The organism is Pseudomonas sp. DW-iso3, assembly GCF_058725305.1.
Genome location: NZ_JBZXDZ010000009.1, coordinates 310548 through 317075, shown reverse-complemented (window position 1 = coordinate 317075; position 6528 = coordinate 310548). Strand labels below are relative to the sequence as shown.

9 protein-coding genes and 4 tRNA genes are annotated in these 6528 nt (G+C 54.3%); all 13 read left to right on the top strand.

Going from position 1 to position 6528, the window contains the following annotated elements; all coding sequences use genetic code 11:
- The first annotated feature begins 163 nt into the window (after nucleotides 1-163).
- The 13 genes from birA (at nucleotide 164) to rplL (ending at nucleotide 6326) form a co-directional block, all read left to right on the top strand.
- Nucleotides 164-1123, top strand: coding sequence for a bifunctional biotin--[acetyl-CoA-carboxylase] ligase/biotin operon repressor BirA (gene birA, locus AC4PS7_RS25700; RefSeq protein ID WP_010206931.1), 960 nt, complete (start codon nucleotides 164-166; stop codon nucleotides 1121-1123).
- Nucleotides 1113-1862, top strand: coding sequence for a pantothenate kinase (locus AC4PS7_RS25695; protein ID WP_010206930.1), 750 nt, complete (start codon nucleotides 1113-1115; stop codon nucleotides 1860-1862). The genes birA and AC4PS7_RS25695 overlap by 11 nt, the downstream gene beginning before the upstream one ends.
- Before the next feature lie 7 nt (nucleotides 1863-1869).
- Entirely contained in the window at nucleotides 1870-2316 is a 447-nt protein-coding gene (locus AC4PS7_RS25690; RefSeq protein ID WP_010206929.1) for a hypothetical protein, read from the top strand.
- Between the two features lie 143 nt (nucleotides 2317-2459).
- Nucleotides 2460-2544 (top strand) — tRNA-Tyr (locus tag AC4PS7_RS25685).
- Nucleotides 2545-2568: 24 nt separating this feature from the next.
- Nucleotides 2569-2642 (top strand) — tRNA-Gly (locus AC4PS7_RS25680).
- Nucleotides 2643-2668: 26 nt separating this feature from the next.
- Nucleotides 2669-2744, top strand: a tRNA-Thr gene (locus AC4PS7_RS25675).
- A gap of 161 nt (nucleotides 2745-2905) precedes the next feature.
- Nucleotides 2906-2981 (top strand) — tRNA-Trp (locus tag AC4PS7_RS25670).
- A 45-nt stretch (nucleotides 2982-3026) separates the two neighbouring features.
- Nucleotides 3027-3395, top strand: a complete 369-nt coding sequence (secE, locus tag AC4PS7_RS25665) for a preprotein translocase subunit SecE (protein WP_003194658.1) — start codon at nucleotides 3027-3029, stop codon at nucleotides 3393-3395.
- Nucleotides 3396-3404: 9 nt separating this feature from the next.
- The gene (gene nusG / locus AC4PS7_RS25660) at nucleotides 3405-3938 is read left to right on the top strand and encodes a transcription termination/antitermination protein NusG (RefSeq protein ID WP_003176436.1); all 534 of its coding nucleotides are present in this window, start codon (nucleotides 3405-3407) and stop codon (nucleotides 3936-3938) included.
- 117 nt (nucleotides 3939-4055) lie between these two features.
- Nucleotides 4056-4487, top strand: a complete 432-nt coding sequence (gene rplK / locus AC4PS7_RS25655; RefSeq protein ID WP_003176435.1) for a 50S ribosomal protein L11 — start codon at nucleotides 4056-4058, stop codon at nucleotides 4485-4487.
- Nucleotides 4487-5182 (top strand): 50S ribosomal protein L1, encoded by a 696-nt coding sequence (gene rplA / locus AC4PS7_RS25650; protein ID WP_003176434.1) that lies wholly within the window; start codon nucleotides 4487-4489, stop codon nucleotides 5180-5182. Before rplK ends, rplA begins: the two co-directional genes overlap by 1 nt.
- Nucleotides 5183-5381: 199 nt before the next feature.
- Nucleotides 5382-5882, top strand: coding sequence for a 50S ribosomal protein L10 (gene rplJ / locus AC4PS7_RS25645; protein WP_010206364.1), 501 nt, complete (start codon nucleotides 5382-5384; stop codon nucleotides 5880-5882).
- Between the two features lie 78 nt (nucleotides 5883-5960).
- A complete protein-coding gene (gene rplL / locus AC4PS7_RS25640; RefSeq protein ID WP_021492993.1) occupies nucleotides 5961-6326 on the top strand; it encodes a 50S ribosomal protein L7/L12 in 366 nt (121 codons plus the stop codon).
- The last annotated feature ends 202 nt before the right edge of the window (nucleotides 6327-6528 follow it).

Here is a 6528-nt window from a genome sequence, read left to right as displayed (position 1 = left end):
TTCCGAAACCCCATCTGCGAAAGCAGATGGGGTTTTGTTTTGGGCGGTCGAAAAGCATGGAAATGTCCATTTTTCGGCGACCTTCAGTGCTAAAGTCCTGCGTTTCTATGCAATGACCCTGCGCATGGCTATCATGCGTGCCTCATTGTGAGGCGATATTTGCATGCTGACGCTGTTAAAACTTCTGAAAGATGGCCGATTCCACTCGGGGGAAGCGCTGGGCGCCGCCCTTGGTGTTAGCCGCAGTGCTGTCTGGAAGCAACTCCAGCACCTGGAAGCAGAATTGAATCTGCCCATACATAAGGTGCGAGGGAAGGGGTACCAGTTGGCGTCACCGCTGGTGTTCTTGACTGCTGAAGATATTGCGCTGAATGCGCCCTCCTTGGTGTGGCCCATTCATATATCTGACTCCATTGACTCCACAAATGCTGAAGCCTTGCGTCTTGTTGGTGCCGGGTGCGAGGCGCCGTTTCTAGTGCTTGCGGAGCAGCAAACGGCCGGCCGGGGGCGGAGGGGGCGGAAGTGGGTGAGTCCATTTGCGCAGAATGTGTATTACAGCCTCGTATTGCGCATCGAGTCGGGGCTTCGGCAGTTGGAGGGGCTGAGCCTGGTTGTGGGCTTGGCGGTCATGCAGGCCTTGCGCGAGTCTGGTGTGCAGGGGGCAGCGCTGAAATGGCCTAACGATGTTCTGGTGGGTCAGAAGAAGATTGCCGGCATTTTGCTGGAGTTGGTCGGTGACCCTGCGGATATCTGTCACGTTGTCCTTGGAATAGGCATCAACGTGAATATGCAGAGAGCCGACGATGTGGACCAGCAATGGACTTCACTTCAGTTACAGACAGGCTCTCCGGTGGATCGTAACGCTTTGGTGGCGCGATTGGGGTTGCAGTTGCAAGACTACCTTGAGCGGCACCGCCTGGGCGGTTTTATCGCGCTTCAAGAAGAGTGGGAGCAGAATCACGCTTGGCAGGGGCGTCCGGTATCCCTTATTGCGGGTGTCCACCAAATTGATGGAGTTGTACTGGGGGTCGATCACCAGGGGGCATTGCGCTTGAGTGTTGATGGTGTTGAGAAAATATACAGTGGTGGTGAGCTAAGCCTGAGGTTGCGTGATGATTCTTGAGCTCGACTGCGGAAATAGCTTTATCAAGTGGCGTGTGCTTGATGTCGGTGATACGCGTGCGTCGGCGGAAGGGGTTGTCGGTTCAGACCTGGCATTGATTGACAGCCTTGTGGCGCTTCCCGGACTGTTGCTAACGCGTTGCCGATTGGTGAGTGTTCGTGCCCTGGAAGAAACAAGCAAACTGGTCGAGGCACTGCATGAGGCTTTCGGGGTTGCTGTTTCCTGTGCTGTGCCTGCGCGTGAGATGGCAGGAGTGCGCAACGGCTACGAAGATTTTGAGCGTCTGGGCCTTGATCGCTGGTTGGCAATGCTCGGTGGATTCAAGCTGGCACGCGGCGCTTGCTTGGTGCTTGATTTTGGTACGGCAGCCACGGCGGATTTTATTGCCGCGGACGGTGAGCACCTTGGCGGTTTCATTTGCCCGGGTATGCCGCTCATGCGCAACCAGTTGCGAACTCATACACGCAAGATACGCTACGACGACGCTGCTGCTGAAAGGGCGATGGAACGACTCTCTCCAGGTCGTACGACTGCTGAGGCCGTGGAACGAGGTTGTACGCTTATGCTGAGAGGGTTCGTACTGACTCAGTTGGAGTTGGCGCGAAGCTACTGGGGTGATGATTTCACTGTTTTTCTCACCGGAGGGGACGCCGATTTGGTGGTAGATGCAGTCCCGCAGGCCAGACTCGTTCCAGATCTGGTTTTTGTCGGTTTGGCGATGGCTTGCCCTTTGTCCTGAGGTGATTATGCGTTGGTTGTTTTTGCTTTTACTCGTCCTCAACGCCTTCTATTACATTTGGCATCAACAAGAAGCACCGTTGCGCGCCAAAGATGTCACGCCCCTGAGCCTTTACAAGGGGTCGCAACAGGACATCCGACTGCTCAGCGAATCCTCTGACGTTGTAGCGCGCAAAGAGCGTGCAAAGGCAGCTGATGCGCAAAATACGTGTTTGTACATTGGTGGCTTTGCGGACCAGCGACAGGCGCAGGCCGTTGAGCAGCGGCTCACGAGCCTGGATATAAAGGTCAAGGTTCAATTGCTGAATACTGTCGATGCTTCCGGCTATTGGCTGCGTGTAGCCCCTGAAAGCCGACGCCTGGCTGAGGATCTGCCATTTGAAAACCTTGCTAAGGAATTCAATGAGTTAAAACATAAAATAATGTTGTGCGAAGGCGTTGCATCTCTCGAATAGTTTGCATAGAATGGCGCCCGCTTCGCAGTGAAGACCTTTAAGGCCTACAGCGTGAAGCGAAGGTCAACGCAGCTAACCTCATATTTTTAAATGAGAAAATGCTTGACAGAAGGCCGGCGTGATGTAAAATGCCGGCTCGCTTAGGAGGGGTTCCCGAGCGGCCAAAGGGATCAGACTGTAAATCTGACGTCTACGACTTCGAAGGTTCGAATCCTTCCCCCTCCACCATTTTTAGCGTGAGCTGCAAGCTCCGCGGGTATAGTTTAGTGGTAGAACCTCAGCCTTCCAAGCTGATGATGCGGGTTCGATTCCCGCTACCCGCTCCAAGTTTGCAGGTTGTGCAAGATGTTTCGCTCTTGTAGCTCAGTTGGTAGAGCACACCCTTGGTAAGGGTGAGGTCAGCGGTTCAAATCCGCTCAAGAGCTCCATATGACAAGGCAGATATGAAAATATCTGCCTTTGTTTTAACAGCTGCCTCGGCTTGTTGGTGTGTATCTGGCTCTTATGGTTAGGTGATTTCAAGTCTAGTGGGGTTGGTTGTTGTAAAGTCTTTTTCAGGCCTGCATAATGGTCGGCCTGATTTTGTTTTAGGTCAGTAGCTCAATTGGCAGAGCGACGGTCTCCAAAACCGTAGGTTGGGGGTTCGATTCCCTCCTGACCTGCCAGATTCACGTGGTGTATCTGGCTTTCTTTTCACAGGATCTTCATAGATGACTCCTAAGGCTGAAGCTCAAAGCTCTCGTTTCGATCTGGTCAAGTGGCTCGCTGTAGTCGCCTTGGTGGTCGTAGGCGTTGTTGGCAATCAGTACTATTCTGCTTCGCCGATCCTGTACCGCGTGCTCGCTTTGCTTGCTCTTGCTGCTGTTGCTGCCTTTGTAGGCCTGCAGACTGCCAAAGGCAAGTCTTTCGCGGTCCTGGTAAAGGAAGCTCGCACCGAAATTCGTAAAGTCGTTTGGCCGACTCGCCAAGAAACCACGCAGACCACGTTGATCGTTGTGGCTGTTGTTCTGGTTATGGCGTTGCTGTTGTGGGGGCTTGATTCCCTGCTCGGCTGGCTTGTTTCCTTGATTGTTGGCTAAGGGTGTCCCGTGGCTAAGCGTTGGTACGTTGTGCATGCTTACTCGGGTTACGAGAAGCATGTTATGCGCTCTTTGCTAGAGCGCGTAAAGCTGGCAGGCATGGAAGATGGTTTCGGCGAAATTCTGGTTCCCACTGAAGAAGTGGTTGAAATGCGGAATGGCCAGAAGCGCAAGAGTGAACGCAAGTTCTTCCCAGGCTATGTGCTGGTTCAGATGGACATGAATGAAGGTACTTGGCACTTGGTCAAGGATACCCCTCGTGTCATGGGTTTCATTGGCGGTACCGCTGATAAGCCTGCTCCTATCACTGACAAAGAAGCAGAAGCGATTCTGCGCCGCGTTGCTGATGGTAGCGACAAGCCTAAGCCGAAGACGTTGTTCGAGCCGGGTGAGGTTGTTCGTGTCACAGATGGTCCGTTTGCTGATTTCAACGGTACTGTCGAAGAAGTTAACTACGAAAAGAGCCGGATCCAAGTGGCGGTGCTCATTTTCGGTCGCTCTACTCCGGTAGAGCTGGAGTTCAGCCAGGTCGAGAAGGTCTAGCTGAGCAAGCATCCCAACCCCGCAGCCTTAGGCTGTGGGGTTTTGTCGTCACTGGGATAAACGCGCAAGTAACCGGGGAGCCTTTCGAGGCGCTTGAACCCGTAATTGGAGTGCCTCATGGCCAAGAAGATTACCGCTTACATCAAGCTGCAAGTGAAGGCCGCTCAGGCCAACCCAAGTCCACCTGTTGGTCCAGCTCTGGGTCAGCACGGCGTGAACATCATGGAATTCTGCAAGGCCTTCAACGCCCGTACTCAGGGTCTTGAGCCAGGTCTGCCGACTCCAGTGATCATCACTGTATACAGCGACCGTAGCTTCACTTTCGAAACCAAGTCGACCCCGGCTTCGGTTCTGCTGAAGAAAGCTGCTGGTCTGACTAGCGGTTCCGCTCGTCCTAACACCGTTAAGGTTGGCACCGTAACTCGTGCTCAGCTGGAAGAAATCGCGAAAACCAAAAACGCGGATCTGACTGCAGCTGATATGGATGCAGCCGTGCGTACCATCGCCGGTTCTGCTCGTAGCATGGGCCTTAACGTGGAGGGTGTGTAATGGCTAAGCTGACCAAGCGTCAAAAGGCTATCGCCGGCAAAATCGAAGCGGGCAAGTCCTACAATTTTGTAGACGCTGCTGCTCTGCTGACCGAGCTGTCGACTGTCAAGTTCAGCGAGTCCGTTGACGTTGCTGTAAACCTGGGCGTTGACCCACGTAAATCCGACCAGGTCGTTCGTAGCGCAACTGTGCTGCCACACGGTACTGGCAAGACTGTACGTGTAGCTGTCTTCACCCAAGGCCCGGCAGCTGAAGCTGCTCTGGCCGCCGGCGCTGATCGCGTTGGCATGGACGACCTGGCTGCCGAAATGAAAGGCGGCGACCTGAACTACGACGTCGTTATTGCTTCCCCGGATGCAATGCGCGTTGTGGGTCAGTTGGGTCAGATCCTCGGTCCACGTGGTCTGATGCCTAACCCTAAAGTCGGCACTGTAACGCCAGACGTAGCCACCGCGGTTAAAAACGCCAAGGCTGGTCAGGTTCGTTATCGCACCGACAAAAACGGCATCATTCACACCTCCGTTGGCAAGGTCGGCTTCGACGCCGTCAAGCTGAAGGAAAACGTTGAAGCCCTGATCGCTGATCTGAAGCGTATCAAGCCAGCTTCCTCGAAAGGTATCTACGTCAAGCGCGTTACCCTGAGCACCACTATGGGCCCAGGTCTGGTCATCGACCAAGGTTCGCTGGACGTATAAGACACAGATTGGCGCGAGCGATCGCGCCAATTGAAAAAATTGGGGTCCCTGCCTGGCGGGGGCTATCCAAGACCGTAGGCGGCGCAAGTCTTAAACCACAAGCCTACGCAGATGGTGCTCCCGGTTCCTTACCGAATCAGACACCAAAACGACATCCGGCTCCGGCCAGATGAAACGGTAACAAGCAGGAGTTAAACCCGTGGCAATTAATCTCGAAGACAAGAAGGCCATCGTCGCTGAAGTCAACGAGGCTGCCAAAGCTGCTCTGTCCGCTGTCGTGGCTGATGCCCGTGGTGTGACAGTAGGCGCTATGACCGGACTCCGTAAAGAGGCTCGTGAAGCTGGCGTATACGTACGTGTTGTACGTAACACCCTGCTCAAGCGCGCTGTTGCTGACACTGAATACAGTGTCCTCAACGACGTGTTCACCGGCCCGACTCTGATCGCGTTCTCCAAAGAACATCCAGGCGCTGCTGCCCGTTTGTTCAAAGAATTCGCCAAGAGTCAGGAAAAGTTCGAGATCAAGGCAGCTGCGTTCGAGGGCAAGTTCCTCGCAGCTAACCAAATCGACGTACTGGCAACACTGCCGACCCGCGACGAAGCCATTTCGCAGCTGATGAGCGTGATTCAAGGCGCTACCAGCAAGCTGGCTCGTACTCTGGCCGCAGTTCGCGAGCAAAAAGAAGCTGCCGCAGCCTAAGGCTGAGCGACTTCTCTCGCGTATTTTTGTTTATTTCGATGGCCGAGTAGGCCGTCCCCCAATTCAGGAAATACAGCAATGTCTATCTCCCAAGACGATATCCTCAACGCCGTAGCTGAAATGTCGGTTCTGCAGGTTGTTGAGCTGATCAAAGCTTTCGAAGAAAAATTCGGCGTTTCCGCTGCCGCTGCTTCCGCTGGCCCAGCTGTTGCTGCTGTTGCTGCTGAAGAGCAAACCGAATTCAACGTCATGCTGCTGGAAGCTGGCGAGAAGAAAGTAAACGTGATCAAGGCAGTACGTGAACTGACCGGTCTGGGCCTGAAAGAAGCCAAGGCTGTAGTTGACGGCGCTCCTGCCCAGGTTCTGGAAGCTGTTACCAAAGACGCAGCTGACAAAGCCAAAGCAGCACTGGAAGAAGCAGGCGCTAAAGTCGAGCTGAAGTAAGCATCGACCTTGCGTCTCCAGCCCAAGCGTTAAGCTGAAGGCTGATGGCTGGTGGCTCTTGCCACCGGCCTTTTTCCGTTCTTGGCTGACGACTCGGTCGCCGCCATTAACGCGCTGTAGCCACCCGATGCGGTGGTGCAAACCATGGGGTTTGCGAGATTTTCTGGCTGCTCCCGTCGGGGGGGCCAAACAAGCAGGTGAC

Bases quoted from the DNA above. Each gene is read 5' to 3' on its own strand.
- rplL (WP_021492993.1), top strand. From the start codon at position 5,961: ATGTCTATCTCCCAAGACGATATCCTCAACGCCGTAGCTGAAATGTCG.
- rplK (WP_003176435.1), top strand. From the start codon at position 4,056: ATGGCCAAGAAGATTACCGCTTACATCAAGCTGCAAGTGAAGGCCGCT.
- AC4PS7_RS25695 (WP_010206930.1), top strand. From the start codon at position 1,113: ATGATTCTTGAGCTCGACTGCGGAAATAGCTTTATCAAGTGGCGTGTG.
- AC4PS7_RS25690 (WP_010206929.1), top strand. From the start codon at position 1,870: ATGCGTTGGTTGTTTTTGCTTTTACTCGTCCTCAACGCCTTCTATTAC.
- birA (WP_010206931.1), top strand. From the start codon at position 164: ATGCTGACGCTGTTAAAACTTCTGAAAGATGGCCGATTCCACTCGGGG.
- secE (WP_003194658.1), top strand. From the start codon at position 3,027: ATGACTCCTAAGGCTGAAGCTCAAAGCTCTCGTTTCGATCTGGTCAAG.
- rplA (WP_003176434.1), top strand. From the start codon at position 4,487: ATGGCTAAGCTGACCAAGCGTCAAAAGGCTATCGCCGGCAAAATCGAA.